The 19,055-nt window shown below is 69.9% G+C and carries 13 protein-coding genes and 7 pseudogenes; all 20 read left to right on the plus strand.

Going from position 1 to position 19,055, the window contains the following annotated elements:
- The first annotated feature begins 19 nt into the window (after positions 1 to 19).
- The 20 genes and pseudogenes from QUE33_RS04265 to trpA all read left to right on the plus strand — a co-directional run bounded on the left by QUE33_RS04265 (position 20) and on the right by trpA (position 19,053).
- Positions 20 to 229 (plus strand): hypothetical protein, encoded by a 210-nt coding sequence (locus QUE33_RS04265; protein ID WP_491562450.1) that lies wholly within the window; start codon positions 20 to 22, stop codon positions 227 to 229.
- Entirely contained in the window at positions 226 to 1,398 is a 1,173-nt protein-coding gene (gene carA, locus QUE33_RS04270; protein WP_286302121.1) for a glutamine-hydrolyzing carbamoyl-phosphate synthase small subunit, read from the plus strand. Before QUE33_RS04265 ends, carA begins: the two co-directional genes overlap by 4 nt.
- Positions 1,398 to 4,684: pseudogene (gene carB / locus QUE33_RS04275) on the plus strand (carbamoyl-phosphate synthase large subunit). The gene carA and the pseudogene carB overlap by 1 nt, the downstream one beginning before the upstream one ends.
- A pseudogene (gene pyrF / locus QUE33_RS04280) lies at positions 4,681 to 5,543 on the plus strand (orotidine-5'-phosphate decarboxylase). The pseudogenes carB and pyrF overlap by 4 nt, the downstream one beginning before the upstream one ends.
- A complete protein-coding gene (gene gmk / locus QUE33_RS04285; RefSeq protein WP_286302123.1) occupies positions 5,536 to 6,456 on the plus strand; it encodes a guanylate kinase in 921 nt (306 codons plus the stop codon). The pseudogene pyrF and the gene gmk overlap by 8 nt, the downstream one beginning before the upstream one ends.
- Before the next feature lie 103 nt (positions 6,457 to 6,559).
- On the plus strand, positions 6,560 to 6,814 hold the full coding sequence (gene rpoZ / locus QUE33_RS04290) for a DNA-directed RNA polymerase subunit omega (protein WP_286302125.1): 255 nt from the start codon (positions 6,560 to 6,562) through the stop codon (positions 6,812 to 6,814).
- 114 nt (positions 6,815 to 6,928) lie between these two features.
- Positions 6,929 to 8,125, plus strand: a complete 1,197-nt coding sequence (gene metK / locus QUE33_RS04295; protein WP_286302127.1) for a methionine adenosyltransferase — start codon at positions 6,929 to 6,931, stop codon at positions 8,123 to 8,125.
- 7 nt (positions 8,126 to 8,132) lie between these two features.
- Positions 8,133 to 10,097 (plus strand): primosomal protein N' family DNA-binding protein, encoded by a 1,965-nt coding sequence (locus QUE33_RS04300; protein WP_286302129.1) that lies wholly within the window; start codon positions 8,133 to 8,135, stop codon positions 10,095 to 10,097.
- Positions 10,098 to 10,127: 30 nt separating this feature from the next.
- A pseudogene (gene fmt / locus QUE33_RS04305) lies at positions 10,128 to 11,047 on the plus strand (methionyl-tRNA formyltransferase).
- A complete protein-coding gene (locus QUE33_RS04310) occupies positions 11,044 to 12,450 on the plus strand; it encodes an RsmB/NOP family class I SAM-dependent RNA methyltransferase (protein ID WP_286302131.1) in 1,407 nt (468 codons plus the stop codon). Before fmt ends, QUE33_RS04310 begins: the two are co-directional and overlap by 4 nt.
- A gap of 56 nt (positions 12,451 to 12,506) precedes the next feature.
- Positions 12,507 to 13,181: a ribulose-phosphate 3-epimerase gene (rpe, locus tag QUE33_RS04315; RefSeq protein ID WP_286303038.1), complete on the plus strand. Its 675-nt coding sequence runs from the start codon at positions 12,507 to 12,509 to the stop codon at positions 13,179 to 13,181.
- Complete coding sequence (locus QUE33_RS04320) at positions 13,123 to 13,386, plus strand: phosphoribosyl-ATP diphosphatase (protein ID WP_286302134.1); 264 nt, start codon at positions 13,123 to 13,125, stop codon at positions 13,384 to 13,386. Before rpe ends, QUE33_RS04320 begins: the two co-directional genes overlap by 59 nt.
- Before the next feature lie 38 nt (positions 13,387 to 13,424).
- Positions 13,425 to 14,266 (plus strand): annotated as a pseudogene (gene hisG, locus QUE33_RS04325) (ATP phosphoribosyltransferase).
- Positions 14,266 to 15,025, plus strand: a pseudogene (hisF, locus tag QUE33_RS04330) (imidazole glycerol phosphate synthase subunit HisF). Before hisG ends, hisF begins: the two co-directional pseudogenes overlap by 1 nt.
- Positions 15,025 to 15,360, plus strand: a pseudogene (gene hisI, locus QUE33_RS04335) (phosphoribosyl-AMP cyclohydrolase); the annotation flags it as partial. The pseudogenes hisF and hisI, both read left to right, overlap by 1 nt.
- Complete coding sequence (locus tag QUE33_RS04340) at positions 15,355 to 15,978, plus strand: Trp biosynthesis-associated membrane protein (RefSeq protein WP_350226550.1); 624 nt, start codon at positions 15,355 to 15,357, stop codon at positions 15,976 to 15,978. The pseudogene hisI and the gene QUE33_RS04340, both read left to right, overlap by 6 nt.
- 33 nt (positions 15,979 to 16,011) lie before the next feature.
- Entirely contained in the window at positions 16,012 to 16,242 is a 231-nt protein-coding gene (locus QUE33_RS04345) for an HGxxPAAW family protein (protein ID WP_286302135.1), read from the plus strand.
- The gene (gene trpC, locus QUE33_RS04350) at positions 16,242 to 17,045 is read left to right on the plus strand and encodes an indole-3-glycerol phosphate synthase TrpC (protein ID WP_286302137.1); all 804 of its coding nucleotides are present in this window, start codon (positions 16,242 to 16,244) and stop codon (positions 17,043 to 17,045) included. Before QUE33_RS04345 ends, trpC begins: the two co-directional genes overlap by 1 nt.
- Positions 17,046 to 17,101: 56 nt before the next feature.
- Positions 17,102 to 18,253: pseudogene (trpB, locus tag QUE33_RS04355) on the plus strand (tryptophan synthase subunit beta).
- Positions 18,250 to 19,053 (plus strand): tryptophan synthase subunit alpha, encoded by an 804-nt coding sequence (trpA, locus tag QUE33_RS04360; RefSeq protein ID WP_286302139.1) that lies wholly within the window; start codon positions 18,250 to 18,252, stop codon positions 19,051 to 19,053. Before trpB ends, trpA begins: the two are co-directional and overlap by 4 nt.
- Positions 19,054 to 19,055: the final 2 nt, after the last annotated feature.

Here is a 19,055-nt window from a genome sequence, read left to right on the forward strand (position 1 = left end):
CGGTTCGCCGACCGTCTTCATCGCCTCCGCGCAGCTCATCACCGCCGACCGTGCGACCGTCGCGATCGACCGCGTGGTCGAGCCGAAAGGGCTGATCCGCCTGGTATGGCGGATCGCCGATGGCATCCTCGTCGATTCATTCCTGCGCCCCGCATCCGTCGGTCCGCAGCAGATACTTCCCGAGCTGGAGCGACTGAGCACCGGCACGGAGAACGGAGAGCAGTCTTGACCAGTTCCACCCCCGGGGCGTCGTCCCCACTGACGACCGCCGTGCTCGTCCTCGAGGACGGCACCCGATTCACCGGGCGCGCCTACGGCGCCGTCGGCACCACTCTGGGCGAGGTCGTCTTCGCCACGGGCATGTCCGGCTACCAGGAGACGCTGACCGACCCGTCCTACGCCGGTCAGATCGTGCTGCAGACCGCGCCGCACATCGGAAACACCGGAATGAACCGCGAGGACGACGAGTCCTCCCGGATCTGGGTCGCCGGATACATCGTCCGCGACCCTGCGCGCCGCGTCTCCAACTGGCGCGCCGAGGAGTCCCTCGACGACGCCCTGGTGCGCGACGGCATCGTCGGCATCAGCGGCATCGACACGCGGGCACTGACGCGACGCATCCGCGATGCCGGTGCGATGCGCGGCGGCATCTTCTCCGGACCGGATGCCGAGCTCGACGCCGGCGAGCAGCTGCGCCGCGTGACCGACGCCCCCGAGATGGCAGGGCAGAACCTGTCGGCTGCGGTGTCGGTCACCCAGGCGCGTGTGATCCCCGCCGAGGGCGAGCGGATCGGCAACCTGGCCGTGCTCGACCTGGGCGTGAAGCAGTCCACGCTCGACAATCTGGCACGGCTCGGCTTCGAGGTGCACGTGCTGCCGCAGTCGGCGAGCTTCGCCGAGATCCAGGCGGTCGAGCCGGTCGGTGTGTTCTACTCGAACGGACCCGGCGACCCCTCGGCATCCGATGCGCAGGTGGCGGTGCTGCGCGAGGTGCTCGACGCCCGTCTGCCGTACTTCGGCATCTGCTTCGGCAACCAGCTGTTCGGGCGGGCCCTGGGCCTGGGCACCTACAAGCTCACCTTCGGCCACCGCGGCATCAACCAGCCGGTGCTCGACAAGACCACCGGTCGGGTCGAGATCACCGCGCACAACCACGGTTTCGCGGTCGAAGCGCCCCTGGAAGGCACCTTCGAGAGCCCGAACGGATACGGTCGGGTCGAGGTGAGCCACGTGGGTCTGAACGACCAGGTCGTCGAGGGCCTGCGTGCGCTGAACCTCCCGGCCTTCTCCGTGCAGTACCACCCCGAGGCGGCGGCCGGACCGCACGACGCCCACTACCTCTTCGCCCGGTTCCGTGACCTGGTGATCGCAGACATGAACGAGAAGGGCGCCGAGTAATGCCGAAGCGCGAAGACATCACCTCCGTCCTGGTGATCGGCTCCGGGCCGATCGTGATCGGCCAGGCCTGTGAGTTCGACTACTCGGGCACCCAGGCGTGCCGCGTGCTGCGCGAAGAGGGGTGCGGGTGATCCTGGTCAACTCCAACCCGGCCACCATCATGACCGACCCCGACTTCGCCGACGCCACCTACATCGAGCCGATCACCCCCGAGGTGATCGAGACGATCATCGCCAAGGAGAAGCCGGATGCCATCCTGCCCACCCTGGGCGGCCAGACCGCGCTGAACGCCGCCATGGCGCTGCACGAGCGCGGCATCCTGGAGAAGTACGGCGTCGAGCTGATCGGCGCGAAGGTCGACGCCATCCGCAAGGGCGAGGATCGTCAGATCTTCAAGGAGCTCGTGATCGAGGCCGGCGCGGATGTCGCGGCGTCCCGCATCTGCCACACCATGGACGAGATCCTCGCCGGGGCCGAGGAGCTCGGCTATCCGCTCGTGGTCCGCCCGTCGTTCACCATGGGCGGACTGGGCTCGGGCTTCGCCTACGACGAGGAGGATCTGCGCCGCATCGCCGGTGCCGGTCTGCACGACTCGCCCACGCACGAGGTGCTGCTGGAGGAGTCGATCCTGGGCTGGAAGGAGTACGAACTCGAGCTCATGCGCGACACCTCCGACAACACGGTCGTGGTCTGCTCCATCGAGAACGTCGACCCGGTCGGCGTGCACACCGGAGACTCCATCACCGTCGCACCGGCGCTGACGCTCACCGACCGCGAGTACCAGAAGATGCGCGACATCTCCATCGACATCATCCGCGCCGTCGGCGTGGACACCGGCGGCTGCAACATCCAGTTCGCCGTCGATCCCTCCAACGGCCGCATCATCGTCATCGAGATGAACCCACGGGTCTCGCGCTCGTCGGCGCTGGCCTCGAAGGCGACCGGGTTCCCGATCGCCAAGCTCGCCGCCAAGCTCGCGCTCGGCTATCGCCTGGATGAGATCCCGAACGACATCACCGGCGTCACTCCGGCCAGCTTCGAGCCCACGCTGGACTACGTGGTCGTCAAGGTGCCCCGGTTCGCGTTCGAGAAGTTCCCCGCCGCAGATGCCACGCTCACCACCACCATGAAGTCGGTGGGAGAGGCGATGGCCATCGGCCGCAACTACACCACGGCGCTGCAGAAGGCGCTGCGGTCGCTCGAGCAGCGCGGATCCTCGTTCCACTGGGGCGAGGAGGAGCGCTCGGTGGCGGAGCTGCTGGAGATCGCGAAGACGCCCACCGACGGTCGTATCGTCGTGCTGCAGCAGGCACTGCGCAAGGGCGCCACGATCGAGCAGGCCTTCGACGCGACGGCGATGGACCCGTGGTTCCTCGATCAGCTCGTGCTGATCAACGAGGTCGCCGAGCTGGTTGCGCAGGCTCCGGAGCTGGATGCCGAGACCCTGCGCCACGCCAAGCAGCACGGCTTCTCGGATGCGCAGCTCGCGCAGCTGCGGGGGACCACAGAGGCCGAGATCCGCCGGATCCGTCGTGCGCTGGGTCTGCGGCCCGTGTACAAGACCGTGGACACCTGCGCCGGAGAGTTTCCGGCGCTCACGCCGTACCACTACTCGAGCTACGAGTCCGAGACCGAGGTCGCCCCGTCGGAGCGCACCAAGGTCGTCATCATCGGCTCCGGCCCCAACCGCATCGGGCAGGGCGTCGAGTTCGACTACTCCTGCGTGCATGCGTCGTTCGCGCTGTCGGATGCCGGGTACGAGACCATCATGGTCAACTGCAACCCCGAGACGGTCTCCACCGACTACGACACCTCGGACCGGCTGTACTTCGAGCCGCTCACGCTGGAGGATGTGCTGGAGGTGCTCGACGCCGAGTCGCACAGCGGCACGATCCTGGGCGTGGTGTGCCAGCTCGGCGGCCAGACGCCGCTCGGCCTGGCGAAGGGCATCGAGGCGGCCGGCTACACCGTGCTCGGCACGAGCCCGGCGGCGATCGACCTCGCCGAGGAACGGGAGCTGTTCTCGCGCCTGCTCGACGACGCCGGCCTGGTCGCCCCGCGCAGCGGCACAGCGATCGACGTCGACGGAGCCGTGCGCATCGCCGAGGAGATCGGCTACCCGGTGCTGGTGCGTCCGAGCTTCGTGCTCGGCGGGCGCGGCATGGAGATCGTGTACGACACGGCTTCGCTGCGCGACTACTTCGTGCGCACCGCCGGTCAGGTCGTGATCGAGGAGGGCAAGCCGCTGCTGGTGGATCGCTTCCTCGACGACGCCATCGAGCTGGATGTGGACGCGCTCTACGACGGGACCGACCTGTACATCGGCGGCATCATGGAGCACCTGGAGGAAGCCGGAATCCACTCGGGCGACTCCAGCTGCACGCTGCCGCCGATCTCGCTCGGCCGCACGCAGATCGACCGGGTGCGTCAGGCGACGCTCGCGATCGCGGAGGGCGTGGGCGTGCGCGGGCTGCTGAACGTGCAGTTCGCGATCAGCGCCGGCGTGCTCTATGTGATCGAGGCGAATCCGCGTGCCAGTCGCACGGTGCCGTTCGTGTCGAAGGCCCTCGGGATCCCCCTGGCGAAGGCGGCCAGCCGCCTCATGGCCGGGGCCACGGTGGCAGAGCTGATCACGGAGGGCATGCTGCCCGCTCAAGACGGCTCGAAGGTGCCCCTGGGCGCGCCGATCGCCGTCAAGGAGGCGGTGCTGCCGTTCAAGCGGTTCCGCACGCGCGACGGCAAGATCGTCGACTCGGTGCTCGGCCCGGAGATGCGCTCCACCGGCGAGGTGATGGGCATCGCCGCGGACTTCCCGACGGCGTTCGCGAAGAGCCAGGCCGCAGCCTACGGCGGGATGCCGACCTCGGGCACCGTGTTCATCTCGGTGGCCGACTCGGACAAGCGCGATGTCATCCTGCCCGCGCACCGTCTGCAGCAGCTCGGCTTCTCACTGATCGCCACCGAGGGCACGGCCGAGATCCTCGCGCGCAACGGCATCCAGGTCGCGCGGGTCGCGAAGTACAGCGAGACGGTGGACGGTGGAGAGCGCAACATCGTCGATCTGATCAACGACGGCGAGATCGATATCGTCGTGAACACGCCCAGCGGCGGGGTCGCGCGTGCGGACGGCTATGAGATCCGTGCCGCCGCGGTGGCCGCCGACAAGGCCCTGTTCACCACCATGGCTGTGCTGGGCGCCGCGGTGAGCGGAATGGATGCGGCCGGCGACAGCTTCTCGGTGCGCAGCCTGCAGGAGTACGAGTCGGATCGGCGGGCGGCGCGGTGACAGCCTCGTTCGGGTCGCGACTGCGCACGGCCTTGGACGCCTACGGGCCGCTGTGCGTGGGCATCGACCCGCATGCCGCGCTGCTGGAGCAGTGGGGCCTGAACCAGGACGCGGCAGGGCTGCGCTCATTCGGGCTCGCCGTGGTCGAGGCCGCGGCGGGACGTGTGGGGGTGGTCAAGCCGCAGGTGGCCTTCTTCGAGAGGTTCGGCTCGACGGGCATCGCCGCGCTCGAGGATGTGATGGCTGCGGCTCGTGCCGCCGGGCTGATCGTCCTGGCGGACGCGAAACGCGGAGACATCGGCTCCACCATGGCGGGGTATGCCTCGGCCTGGTTGGAACCGGGGTCGCCGCTGGAGTCGGATGCCGTGACGCTGAGCCCCTATCTGGGACCGGAGTCGCTGCGTGAGACCATCACCACCGCTGTCCGCGCGGACAAGGGCGTGTTTGTACTCGCCGCGACCAGCAACCCGGAGGCGGCATCCCTGCAGACCGCACGGACGGTCGATGTGGCGGCGGCCGAGGAGCAGACCGTCGCGCAGCGCGTCGCGCGCGATGTCACCTGGGCCAATGGATCCCTCGCCTTCGAGGGCGGACTGGGCCCGGTGGGACTCGTGATCGGTGCCACGGTCGACCGCGAGGAGGTCGGTCTCGGCGACGACGTGCTCACGGGCACCCCGTCCTCGCTCCCGGGTTCGGCGCCCAGGGTGCGGAACCCGCGGATCTGATCTCGCGCTTCGGCGACATCGCGACGCAGGTACTGGCCAGCGAGAGCCGCAGCATCCTGCGGGCGGGGCCCACTGATCTCGCTGCGACGATCAGCGAGCGCGCGGCACGTTATCAGGAGGTTCTCCATGGCTGATCGCCGGGTCGTCCCCGAAGTGGATCGCGCTGCGGCATCGCGCCGGGCTCTCGAGCGCCGACGTGGCCGCGCGGCGTTGAAGCGAGACCTCACCACGCGCGTGGCCACACCGCAGCAGGTGCTGCGTCAGGCCGTGGAGGATGCCGAATCCGACGCGGCGACCATGCGCATCACCGATTTCCTGATGGCGCTCCCCGCGATCGGCGCCGGTAAGCGCGACCGCATTCTCGAGAAGCTGCACATCTCGCCGGTCAAACGCCTGGGCGGGCTGGGTGTGCGGCAGTTGGCAGCACTCTCCGGCTGGCTGGACGAGCGATTCCCCCGGCACTCCGCACGGCCGGCCCGCAGTCGCCTGCTGGTGCTCGCCGGGCCCACAGCGGTGGGCAAGGGGACTGTTGCCGCGCACATTCGTGAGCACCACCCCGACATCCACCTCTCCGTGTCCGCGACGACCCGCAGGCCGCGGCCAGGTGAGATCGACGGTGTGCACTACTACTTCGTCGACGACGCCGAGTTCGATCGGCTCATCGCCGAAGATCAGCTGCTGGAGTATGCGGTCGTGCACAACACGCACCGCTACGGAACCCCGCGGGGCCCCGTGGAGCGGGCCCTCGCCGAGGGGAAGACCGTTCTCCTCGAGATCGACCTGCAGGGCGCCAGGCAGGTTCGCACCGCCGATCCCGCCGCGACGCTGGTGTTCCTGCTGCCCCCGTCCTGGGACGAGCTCGTGCACCGACTGGTCGGCCGGGGCACCGAGGACGCCCCGGAGCGCGCCCGTCGACTGCGCACCGCCCGCACGGAACTGGCGGCTCAGAACGAGTTCGATTACCTCGTTGTGAACGCCGACGTCGCCACCGCGGCGCAGGAGGTCGTAGAATTGGCCACGGGGTCCGTGCGCCGACCCGGTTCGTGAACCGGGTGACAGGTTCCTGAGCCTGCCGAAGGGCGCGCACCCGATACCGACTTCGCGACACGTCATCAGCCGATGACAGCGTCGCCTGACCAGGAGGTCCACCATGGCCGGACACAACCAGGGCATCATCGACCCGCCGATCGACAACCTTCTCGAGCGCGTCTCCTCGAAGTACGAGCTCGTGATCTTCGCGTCCAAGCGCGCCCGTCAGATCAACGACTACTACTCCGACCTGCACGAGGGCAACCTCTTCGACAACGTCGGACCGCTGGTCGACTCCTCCGTCGAGGACAAGCCGCTCACCATCGCGCTGCACGAGATCAACGAAGACAAGCTTCGCATCCGCCACGCCGAGTGACCTGACGCACCCCGTGAGCCGCCGACGTCCGTCCACGGATGTCGGCGGCTTGCTGCACACTGGCGTCGAGCCGAACCCGGCTCCGCACGACGACAACACCGCTTTGGAGCACCGATGAGCGCGCTGCGCCTGTTCACGTCCGAGTCCGTCACCGAGGGGCACCCCGACAAGATCTGCGATCAGATCTCGGACAGCATCCTGGACGGACTGCTGACCGTCGACCGCGATTCACGCGTGGCCGTGGAGACGCTGGTCACCACAGGGCTGGTGCACGTGGCCGGTGAGATTCGCACCGATGGATACGTCGACATCCCCACGATCGTGCGCGACGTGGTCAACGGCATCGGCTACACCTCCAGCGACATGGGCTTCGACGGCTCGTCCTGCGGTGTCAGCATCTCGGTGGGGGAGCAGTCCACCGACATCGCGCACGGCGTCGACCATGCCCAGGAGCAGCGCGACGGCGGTTCCGTCGACCCGCGCGACGAGCTCGGCGCCGGCGACCAGGGCATCATGTTCGGGTTCGCGACCAACGAGACCCCGCAGCTCATGCCGATGGCCGCCTGGACGGCGCACCGCATCGCAGAGCGGCTCACCGAGGTGCGTCGCTCCGGCGAGCTGGCGTTCCTGCGGCCGGACGGCAAGACGCAGGTCACCCTCGGCTACGACGGCTATACGCCGAAGACGGTCGACGCCGTGGTGCTGTCCACGCAGCACCACCCCGACATCGCACAGGACGAGCTGAAGGCGCTGGTGCGCGAGAAGGTCATCGACCCCGTGCTGGCACAGACCGGCCTCGATCTCGCCGCAGACCTGAAGTACTACATCAACCCCGCCGGCCCCTTCGTCACCGGCGGCCCCAAGGGCGATGCAGGACTGACCGGCCGCAAGATCATCATTGACACCTACGGGGGTGCGGCACGGCACGGCGGCGGCGCCTTCAGCGGCAAGGATCCGTCGAAGGTGGATCGCTCCGGCGCCTACGCGATGCGCTGGGTCGCCAAGAACGTCGTCGCCGCAGGGCTCGCCGAGCGCGCCGAGGTGCAGGTCGCATACGCGATCGGCGTCGCGCGTCCGGTCGGCCTGTACGTCGAGACGTTCGGCACTGGACTGGTCTCGGATGACGCGATCACCCGTGCCATCGATCAGGTCTTCGACCTGCGACCGCAGGCGATCATCGAGGAGCTGGACCTGTTGCGGCCCATCTACGCGCAGACGGCCGCCTATGGACACTTCGGCCGCGAGCTCCCTGACTTCACCTGGGAGCAGACCTCCCGCGCCGACGAGCTGCGGCGCGTCGCCGGCGTCTGAGGGCGGCATGTCCCCGGCGACCGAGGGCGTGGGAGGGCGACGCATCGTGCGCGTGCTCATCGACTCCCCGCTGCCGCAGCTGGACCGGCTGTTCGACTACGTCGTCCCCGACGAGCTCGGGGAGGTGACCGCAGGCGTGCGGGTCAAGGCGCCGCTGCGGACGGCGGGACGCGTGATCGACGGTTTCGTCGTCGAGGTGGCGGAGGAGCCGGATGCGGCGCGCACGCTCTCCGAGATCGACAGCATCGTCTCGCCTGTGCAGGTCATGCCCGATCGCCTGTACCGGCTGGCGCGGCGTGCCGCCGATCGCGCGGCGGGATCGGCATCCGACATCCTGCGACTGGCGATCCCGAAGCGGCAGGTGCGGGTCGAGAAGTCCTGGCGTGCGCCGGAGTCGACCCCGGAACCCGCTGCGGATGCCGTGCAGCGCGCGACGGAGATCATCGCGGTCTACGACGGTCTGCCTCGCGTGCTCTCCGAATCGGGGCGCGCCGCGGTGGAGGCGGTTCCCGTCCAGCGCGGAGACGAGCCGGAATGGGCGCTGCTGCTGGCATCCGCCGCCGTGCTGCAGCTGGCGGACGGACGATCGAGCGTGCTGGTGGTGCCCGACTACCGCGACCAGGAGGTGCTGCTGCAGACACTGGCGCGGATGCTGCCCGACGACGCGGTGGTGCGTCACGACGCGCGCCAGGCGAACCCTGACCGCTATCGTGCCTTCCTGCGCACGCTGAGCGAGGTGCCGTGCGTGGTGGTAGGCAACCGCTCTGCCGTGTACTCGCCGGTCAGGGCTGGTCTCGTCGCTATCTGGGACGACGGCGACCCGCTGCTCGCCGAGCCCCTGGCGCCGTACGTGCACGCCAGAGATGCGGCGCTGCTGCGGCAGGAGGACGAGCAGAGCGCACTGCTGCTGGTCGGGCACACGCGATCCACGGATGCCGAACGTCTTGTGCAGCACGGCTGGCTGCAGGATGTCACCGCGACGCGACGGGTGATCCCGAAGGTTCGGCTGAGCACGCCCGAGGAGCTGGAGCAGACCGGTCAGCGCGTGCCCTCCAGCGCCTTCGCCTCGGCCCGGGCGGCTGCGGCCGAGGGGCCGGTGCTGGTCCAGGTCGCGCGGCCCGGATTCGCTCCGACGCTGGTGTGTGCGAGCTGTCGCACACCGGCCCGGTGCACGCAGTGCGGGGGCCCGCTCGGCGCCCGCAGACGCGGAGCGGTGCCGGTGTGTGGCTGGTGCGGGCGGTCGGCCCATTCCTGGCGGTGCGGCGAGTGCTCCTCCGAGCAGGTCAGGCTGGCCTCCTCCGGCACCGAGCGGACCGCCGACGAGCTGGGCCGTGCCTTCCCCGGCGTACGCGTGATCGTCTCGGACGGCGCGCATCCGGTGCAGCACGTCGACGCGAGGCCCGCGCTCGTGGTCGCCACGCGGGGAGCCGAGCCGCTGGCATCCGGCGGCTACCGCGCGGTGATCCTGCTGGACGGCGCTCGGATGCTGCAGGCGCCCGAGCTGCGCATCGCGGAGTCCTGCCTGCGCTGGTGGGCCAACGCAGCAGCCCTCGCCGCACCGGGCGCCCCCATCCATCTGGTCGGTGTGAACGGCCCGGTCGCGCGGGCACTGGCGACCTGGTCTCCGGCGGCCTACGCCCGCAGCGAGCTGGAGGAGCGGCTTCCGCTGCGGATGCCGCCGGCGGCCCGCGTCGCGCAGATCGAGGGATTGCCGGCATCCGTGCGCACCGCGCTGGACGCGCTGTCGCGCGTGGGAATCTCGGGGAGTCGGTGCTCGGGCCCCTGCCGGTCGGCGATGACGGGCGCGTGCGCGCGCTGGTGCGGTTCAGCTATGCTGCCGGTCAGAGCGTGGCCGGCACTCTGCGTGCCGCCGTCATTGCGGATGCCGCGCAGAGCCGCCGCGGCAGGGGGCGGCCCCGCACCTCGCTGTCCGTGCATCTCGATATCCTCGAACCAGAGATCTGACAGCTGATCAGATCGCCGATCCCTCCGGAGTACCTTCATGCGCCTCGTCTTCGCCGGCACACCGGCCGTCGCCGTGCCGACCCTGCGTGCGCTCACCGAGCATCACGAGGTCGCCGGCGTCGTCACCCGCCCGGACGCGCACCTCGGGCGCAAGCGGACGCTGACGCCGTCGCCCGTGGCACAGGCCGCGGAAGAGCTCGGCCTTCCCGTCATCAAGACCGCGAAGCTGGATGACGAGGCGACCGCGAACATCGCCGGTCTGGATGCCGAGCTGGGCGTGATCGTCGCCTACGGCGGTATCGTCCGCGAGCCCCTGCTGTCGGCGCCTGCCCACGGTTGGATCAATCTGCACTTCTCCCTGCTGCCCGCGTGGCGGGGAGCGGCACCCGTGCAGCGCGCGCTGATCGCCGGCGACGCCGAGCTGGGGGTGAGCGTCTTCCAGCTCGTGCCCGCCCTGGATGCCGGCGACGTGTTCGCGAAGCAGGCCGTCGCCGTGCCGTCCGATGTCACCGCCGATGTCGCCCTCGATCTGCTCGCAGCCGACGGAGCCCGCGTCACCGCCGAGGTGGTGGACGCCATCGCTGCGGGAACCGCGAGGTCACGACCGCAGTCGGGGAGCCGACCCTGGCTCCGAAACTCATGCTGGAGGACGGCGCGCTGGACTGGGCGCAGCCTGTGGCATCCGTCTTCGCGCGCTACCGCGGGGTGACCCCGGAACCGGGTGCGCACACCACGATCGCCGGCGACAGGCTCAAGATCCTCGTCGCGGCGCCCGCCACTGACGCCCCGCCACTCGCACCGGGGGAGATACTCGGCACCAGGACTGCCGTGCTGATCGGAGCCGGCGACGGCGCGCTGGAGGTCACCCGGGTGCAGCCTGCGGGCAAGGGACCGATGAACGCGGCGGACTGGTGGCGAGGTCTGCGGGCAGAGAACACGGTCAGGGCCGGATCATGAGCGGAGATCCCATGGGGCGGAACCGTCACATCCAGCCGGCGCGCTGGGTCGCCTACGACGTGATCCGGGCCGTCACCGAGGACGATGCCTACGCGAATCTGCTGCTGCCGCGGCTCATCGCAGAGGCGCAGCTCGACTCGCAGGACGCGGCGCTGGCCACCGAGCTCGCCTACGGCACGTTGCGTCGCCGGGGCACCTACGATGCGATCATCGCGGCGGCCGCCGGCCGCCCTGTCGAAGACATCGACCCCGCCGTGCTCGACGCGCTGCGACTCGGCGCGCATCAGCTGCTGGCGACGCGGGTCGCCGCGCACGCCGCCGTCAACGAGTCGGTGAACCTGGTGGCCGCCGAGGTCGGACGCGGTGCATCCGGCTTCGCGAACGCCGTGCTGCGACGGATCAGCCGCGACGATGCCGACACCTGGCAGGAGCGAATCGAGCTCAGCGCGCGCTCCGACGACGAGCGGCTCGCGCTGCGCACCGCGCATCCGGTGTGGGTGATCAGGGCGCTGCGACGCGCCCTGGCCGCCGAAGGACGCACCGAGGAGCTCGATGACCTGCTGCAGGCCGACAACGCCTCGCCGGAGGTGACGCTGGCGGCGCTTCCGGGCCTGGCTGAGCGGGGAGAGCCGGCACGCCCGTACGCGCCGACCGCGTTCGGCTCGCCGGGCGGAGACCCGCGGATGCTGATCGCGGAAGCCGAGGGCACGGTGCGCGTGCAGGACGAGGGCTCGCAGCTGGTCGCCCTCGCCCTGGCGGCGGCGGCTCCTGTGCGTGCGGGGGAGCGCTGGCTCGACCTCTGCGCCGGCCCCGGCGGCAAGACCGCCCTGCTGGCCGCTGTGGCACACCGCGAGGGGGCCGAGCTGGAGGCGAACGAGGTCGTGCCGACCAGAGCGGGTCTGGTCCGCGCGGCGGTGCGCCCGCTGCCGATCGACGTGCCCGTGCACGAGCAGGACGGGCGGGAGTTCGCCGCGCAGCACAGCGCCGCTTTCGATCGCATCCTCGTCGATGCGCCCTGCACGGGGCTGGGGGCGCTGCGACGGCGCCCCGAGGCACGGTGGCGCAAGTCGCCCGCCGACGTCTCCGAGCTGGTCGAGCTGCAGACCCAGCTGCTGACCGCCGCGCTCGACGCGCTCGCCCCCGGCGGCATCGTCGCCTACGTCACCTGCTCACCGCACCTCGCCGAGACGACCGGTGTGGTCTCCGAGGTGCTCCGTGTCCGCGAAGACGTCACCCAGCTGGATGCGCAGGCGGTCATGGCGCAGGTCGCGACCTCGCCGATCGATCTCGCCTCCCCGCCGGATCGGCCCGCACTGCACGCGCAGCTCTGGCCGCATCGGCACGGCACAGACGCCATGTTCCTCGCGCTGCTGCAGCGCACCGCCCGGAAGGACGACCAGTGAACCTGCCCGAAGCACCTCGCATCAATCCCAGCATCCTCGCCGCCGACTTCGTCAACATGCAGTCGGAGCTGGCGCGGATCGCGTCCGCCGATTTCGCGCACGTCGACGTGATGGACAACCATTTCGTGCCCAACCTCACCTTCGGTCCGCAGATGGTGCAGCGCATTCAGGAGACCAGCCCGATCCCGCTCGATGTGCATCTGATGATCACCGATCCCGACCGCTGGGCGCCCGGCTACGCCGAACTCGGCGCCGCGAGCGTCACATTCCATCTCGAGGCGGCGGCCGACCCGGTCGCACTTGCGCGCCGTCTGCGCGACATCGGCTCGCGCGCGGGTGTGGCCATCAAGCCCACAACCGCAGGGGAGTCGCTGCACGACATCCTCGACGAGTTCGACCAGATCCTCGTGATGACCGTGGAGCCCGGATTCGGCGGGCAGGGCTTCATGCCCGAGACCATGCCGAAGCTGCGGGCGCTGCGCGACGCCGCCCGGCGACACGGCTCCAACGTCTGGCTGCAGGTCGACGGCGGCATCTCGGATGCCACCATCGCCCACGCGGCCGAGGCCGGCGCGGACACGTTCGTCGCCGGATCCGCCGTCTACGGCGCCGACGATGTCGAGGCGGCCGTCACCCGGCTTCGGGGCTCGCCGAAGCGGCTAGCCTGGAGTCGTGAAGACATTCGACGAGCTGTTCGCCGAGCTCCAGAACACGGCAGCGACCCGACCTGAGGGATCGGGCACCGTCGCGCAACTGGATCGCGGTGTGCATGCGATCGGCAAGAAGATCGTCGAAGAGGCCGCCGAGGTGTGGATGGCCGCCGAGTACGAGACCGACGAGAATGCGGCGGAGGAGATCTCCCAGCTGCTCTACCACCTCCAGGTGATGATGCTCGCCAAAGGGCTGAGCCTGGAGGATGTCTACCGACATCTGTGAGCGCGTCCGAATCCGACCGCTCGAACAGAAGGACATCCATGCTCCGCATCGCCGTTCCGAACAAGGGCTCGCTCTCCGAGACCGCCGCCGAGATGCTCGCCGAGGCCGGGTACTCCGGTCGCCGCGACCCCAAGACCCTGCACGTCATCGACGCCGACAGCGACGTCGAGTTCTTCTACCTGCGCCCGCGTGACATCGCCACCTACGTGGCATCCGGTGCACTCGATGTGGGGATCACCGGACGCGACCTGCTGCGCGATGTGCGTCAGGACGACGCCCGCGAGATCGAGCAGCTGGGCTTCGCACGCTCCACCTTCCGCTTCGCAGCTCCCCCGGGCGCTATGAGACGGTTCAGGACCTCGAGGGCGTGCGCGTGGCATCCGCCTACCCGGGGCTGGTCGGCGACTTCCTGCACGAGCACGGCGTGAATGCCGAACTGGTTCCGCTGGACGGTGCAGTGGAATCCGCTGTGCAGTTGGGCGTCGCCGACGTGATCGCCGACGTGGTCGAGACCGGGACCACGCTGCGTCAGGCGGGACTGGAGATCTTCGGCCCGGTGATCATCGAATCCGAGGCCGTGCTGATCAGCCGGCCGGGTGACGCGCCGGGAACCGCCCGGCTGCTGCGACGACTGCGCGGCGTGATGGTGGCCAGGCGCTACGTGCTGCTGGACTACGACCTGCCGGCGCGACTGGTGGATCAGGCCACAGCCATCGCGGGCGGCCGCGAGTCGCCGACCATCTCGCCGCTGCGCGACCCGGAATGGGTGGCGGTGCGGGTGATGATCCCGCGCAAGGGCATGAACCAGGTGATGGACGACCTCTACGCGCTCGGCGCCAGGGCCATCCTCATCACCGCGATCCACGCGGCGAGGCTCTGATGGCACTCGCCGCACGCGTCATCCCCTGCCTGGACGTGGCCGCGGGCCGCGTCGTCAAGGAGTGAACTTCAAGGATCTGCGCGACATGGGCGACCCGGTGGAGCTCGCCGCACACTACGCCGCGCAGGGCGCGGACGAGATCACCTTCCTCGACGTCACCGCGACCGTCGACGAGCGTGCGACCACATACGAGGTGGTGCAGCGCACCGCCGAGAACGTGTTCGTGCCGCTCACTGTCGGCGGGGAGTGCGCAGCGTGGAGGACGTCGCCCGACTGCTGGCGGTGGGGGCGGACAAGATCGGCGTGAACTCCGCAGCCATCGCCCGTCCTCAGCTGATCGACGAGATCGCCGACCGCTTCGGCGCGCAGGTGCTCGTGCTGTCGCTGGATGTCAAGCGGGCCGGCACGACCGGATCCGGCTTCGTGGTGACCACGCACGGCGGGCGCGCTGAGACGACGATGGACGCCCGGGACTGGGCACGCGAGGCCGTCGAGCGCGGCGCCGGCGAACTGCTGGTCAACTCCATCGACGCCGACGGCACCAGGGACGGCTTCGATCTGGAGCTGGTGGAGCTTATGCGCGAGGTCTCCGCCGTGCCGGTCATCGCCTCCGGCGGGGCCGGCTCCGTCGCCGACTTCGCTCCCGCGATCGCTGCCGGAGCGGATGCGGTGCTCGCGGCGAGCGTGTTCCACAGCGGCCAGCTCACCGTCGGAGACGTCAAGGACGCACTCCGCGCGGAAGGCGTGGAGGTGCGGTGATGAGCGTGTCGGTGGAGAGCGAGATCAGTCGCGTGACCTGGAACGCCGATGGCCTTGCACCTGTCATCGTGCAGCAGCACGACACTCGCGAGGTGCTCATGCTGGCGTGGATGGATGCCGAGGCGCTGCGTCGCACTCTCACCGGCGGCCGTGCCGTGTACTGGTCTCGCTCCCGCCAGGAGTACTGGCGCAAGGGCGACACCTCCGGCAACACGCAGCGCGTGCACGCCGTGGCGGTCGACTGCGACGGCGACACGATCCTGCTCACCGTCGATCAGCACGGGCCCGCCTGCCACACCGGCACGCGCACCTGCTTCGATGGCCGCGAGCTGGAAGTCGCCGCACAGGAAGGAGTGAGGATGCGCTCGCGCGCACGCCTGTACGCGGTACTCGGCTTCCTGCTCGCCGGTGGCATCGGCATCATCTCATCGACGCAGACCTGGATCACCGCCCGTCGCATCGACTCCGGTGAACCACTGCTGGTGGCGGGGGCCGATGCCATGCCGCTGCTGGCGCCGTTGTCCCTGGCCGTCCTCGCGCTGGGAGCCGCGATGTCCATCGCCGGCCGCGCACTGCGTTACGTGTTCGCAGCGCTCGGGCTCGCGGCATCTGTCCCGCTCATCGTCGGCACGCTGCCGCTCGTGCTGGATCCACCGCTCTCGGTCGTGGCCTCCGCCTTCACCGACGCCACCGGGCTCAGCGGTGACGACGCCCTGCGGAGCTCGATTTCGGCGCTGGAGCCCAGCGGCTGGAGCGCCGCCGCGCTGTGCGCCTGGGCGCTGCTGCTGGCGGCATCCGTGTTCGTGCTGGCCACCGCACATCGCTGGCGAGCGGGCTCCCGCCGTTACGAGCAGGCTTCCGAGGGTCGTCATCGGGATGCGGGTCCGCTGGATCCGGTCGACTCGTGGGATGAGCTGTCCCACGGAACCGATCCGACCGGTCCTTCCCGATAGACTGAACACATCGCCGACCTCCCGGAGGAGAACATGACAAACCCGATCGCCGACCCCGGACACGGACACTCGCCTGCGGCCTGGATCGCCGTCGTGATCATGCTGCTCGGCTTCGCCACCGGCACGATCTTCTTCTGCGCCGGGCTTCCCGTCGGCGTGTGGGTCGGAGTCGCCATCGTGGTGATCGGCGCGATCTCGGGCTGGGTGCTCGCGAAGGCGGGCTGGGGAGTGAAGGGCCCGAAGTACACGCCGAAGGCGCACTGATGGTTCTCGCCGACCTGACGGCCGGCGCTGTGGAGGATGCCGGCACGCGTGCTCTCACGCGGCCTCTCGCCACCGTGGAGCGCGACGCGCTCGCGCGCCCTGCTGCGCGTGACGTCCTCGCGGCACTCGCCCCCGCAGACCGCGTCAAGATCATCGCCGAGGTCAAGCGCGCCAGCCCCTCACGCGGCGCCCTCGCGGAGATCCCCGACCCTGCCCTGCAGGCATCGCTGTACCAGCAGGGCGGAGCGTCTGCGATCAGCGTGCTCACCGAGGAGCGGCGTTTCGGCGGCAGCCTGGCCGATCTGGAGGCGGTCACCGCTCGCGTGAGCGTGCCGGTGCTGCGCAAGGACTTCATCGCCACGCCGTATCAGGTGTTCGAGGCCCGCGCCGCCGGCGCCGACCTGGTGCTGCTGATCGTCGCGGGCCTGTCGCAGAAGACGCTTCATGAGCTGCACGCGCTGGTGTGCGAACTCGGCATGACGCCACTGGTCGAGACCCACTCCGCCGAAGAGCTGGAGATCGCCATCGACCTCGGTGCCGACCTGATCGGCGTGAACGCCCGCAACCTGAAGACGCTCGAACTCGATCGGGACCTGTTCGCGAGGCTCTCGGACCGCATTCCCGACACGGCGATCCGGGTCGCGGAGTCGGCGGTGCTCGCGCCCGACGATGTGCGCCGCTATCGCCAAGCAGGGGCGGATGTCGTGCTGATCGGCGAGGCGCTGGTCACCGGCGATCCCGTCGCGACCCTGAACGCATTCCTCGCCGCCGGCGATCTGCCGGTGCGCGACGGAGAGGAGTGAACGTGGGACTGCGAGACCAGCACGGCCCGTTCTTCGGCGAGTTCGGCGGACGGTACATGCCGGAGTCGCTCATCGCCGCGATCGACGAGCTCACCGAAGCGTACGAGAAGGCGATTGCCGACCCGGGCTTCCGGGGGAGCTGGCGACGCTGCTGCACTCCTATGCCGGGCGCCCTTCGCCGATCACCGAGGTGCCGCGCTTCGCCGAGCACGCCGGGGAGCCCGGGTGTTCCTCAAGCGTGAGGACCTCAACCACACCGGCTCGCACAAGATCAACAACGTGCTCGGGCAGGCGCTGCTGACCAGGCGACTGGGCAAGACGCGGGTGATCGCCGAGACCGGCGCCGGGCAGCACGGCGTGGCCACGGCCACCGCAGCCGCCCTGTTCGGCCTGGACTGCACGATCTACATGGGCGAGGTCGACACCGAGCGACAGGCGCTCAACGTCGCGCGCATGCGTCTGCTGGGCGCCGAGGTCGTGCCGGTCAAGACCGGATCCCGCACCCTGAAGGACGCCATCAACGACGCCTACCGCGACTGGGTGGCCACCGTCGAGACCACCAACTACATCTTCGGCACGGCTGCCGGCCCGCATCCGTTCCCGGCGATGGTGCGCGACTTCCAGAAGATCATCGGCGAAGAGGCGCGCGCCCGCTGCTCGCCGAGGCCGGCAAGCTTCCGGATGCCGTGGTCGCCTGCGTGGGCGGCGGGTCGAACGCCATCGGCATGTTCGACGCGTTCCTGGACGACGAGGGCGTGAAGCTCTACGGTGTGGAGGCCGCCGGCGACGGCGTGGACTCACCGAAGCACGCCGCGTCCATCGAACGCGGCCGCCCTGGCGTGCTGCACGGCGCGAAGACCTACGTGCTGCAGGACGAAGACGGGCAGACCGTGGAATCGCACTCGATCTCTGCCGGCCTGGACTATCCGGGCGTCGGCCCGGAGCACGCGTGGCTGTCCGACATCGGCCGGGCGGAGTACATCCCCGCCACCGACGACGAGGCCATGCAGGCGCTGCGGCTGCTCAGCCGCACCGAGGGGATCATTCCCGCCATCGAGTCGGCGCATGCGCTGGCCGGTGCGCTGCGGATCGGTCGCGAGCTGGGGACGGATGCCGTGATCGCGGTGTGCCTGTCCGGTCGCGGCGACAAGGACATGGACACCGCCGCGCGCTACTTCAGCCTGTACGACCAGGAGGATGCCTCATGAGCCGCGTCGAGGACGCCATCCGCAGAGCCCATGACGCCGGGCGTGGCGCCTTCGTCGGCTACCTGCCGATCGGCTTCCCCGATCTGCAGACCAGCATCGATGCGGCACTGACTCTCGCGCGGAACGGCGTCGACGTCATCGAGCTCGGTCCGCCGTACTCGGATCCGGTCATGGACGGCGAGGTCATCCAGCAGGCCACCCAGCAAGCGCTGGCGAACGGCTACCGCACGCGCGACCTGTTTCGCGCCGTGCGCGAGATCACCGCGCAGACCGATGTGCCCGTGGTCGTCATGACGTACTGGAACCCGGTGCTGCAGTACGGCGTCGACCGCTATGCCGACGACCTGCTCGCGGCGGGCGGCGCCGGGCTGATCACGCCCGACATCACCCCCGAGTCTGCGGGGGAGTGGATCCAGGCGAGCACCCGCACCGGCCTGGACCGCATCTTCCTGGCCGCCCCCACCTCCACCGACGAGCGCCTCGACCTGGTGATGTCCTCGTCCACAGGCTTCGTGTACACGGTCTCCACCATGGGGATCACGGGTGAGAGAGCAGCGCTGGATCGCGCCGCCCGAACGCTCGTCGAACGGATGCGCGCGCGCGGCGCGGTCTCGGCCTGCGTCGGAATCGGCATCTCGAACGCGCAGCAGATCGCCGATGTGGTCGAGTACGCCGACGGCGCCATCGTCGGGACGGCGCTGGTGAAGGCGCTGCGCGACGGCGGACTGGAACGCCTCGCCGAGACCACCCGAGCCCTTGCCGGCGGCACCCCGTCGGCGCGATTCGCGACAGGAAACTAGAC

Source organism: Microbacterium suwonense (assembly GCF_030296555.1).
In the GTDB taxonomy this organism is placed as follows: domain Bacteria; phylum Actinomycetota; class Actinomycetes; order Actinomycetales; family Microbacteriaceae; genus Microbacterium; species Microbacterium suwonense.